The 380-nt window shown below is 52.9% G+C and carries 1 rRNA gene; it reads right to left on the bottom strand.

The annotated features are described in order from the left end of the window. Positions 1-380 (bottom strand): 16S ribosomal RNA (locus tag AB4Y44_RS42510); the annotation flags it as partial.

Consider the following 380-nt stretch of genomic DNA (forward strand, 5'->3'; position numbering starts at 1 on the left):
TTCCGTACATGTCAAGGGTAGGTAAGGTTTTTCGCGTTGCATCGAATTAATCCACATCATCCACCGCTTGTGCGGGTCCCCGTCAATTCCTTTGAGTTTTAATCTTGCGACCGTACTCCCCAGGCGGTCAACTTCACGCGTTAGCTACGTTACCAAGCCAGTGAAGGCCCGACAACCAGTTGACATCGTTTAGGGCGTGGACTACCAGGGTATCTAATCCTGTTTGCTCCCCACGCTTTCGTGCATGAGCGTCAGTATTGGCCCAGGGGGCTGCCTTCGCCATCGGTATTCCTCCACATCTCTACGCATTTCACTGCTACACGTGGAATTCTACCCCCCTCTGCCATACTCCAGCGATGCAGTCACCAATGCAGTTCCCA

The sequence above is a fragment of the Paraburkholderia sp. BR10937 genome, assembly GCF_040965695.1.
In the GTDB taxonomy this organism is placed as follows: domain Bacteria; phylum Pseudomonadota; class Gammaproteobacteria; order Burkholderiales; family Burkholderiaceae; genus Paraburkholderia.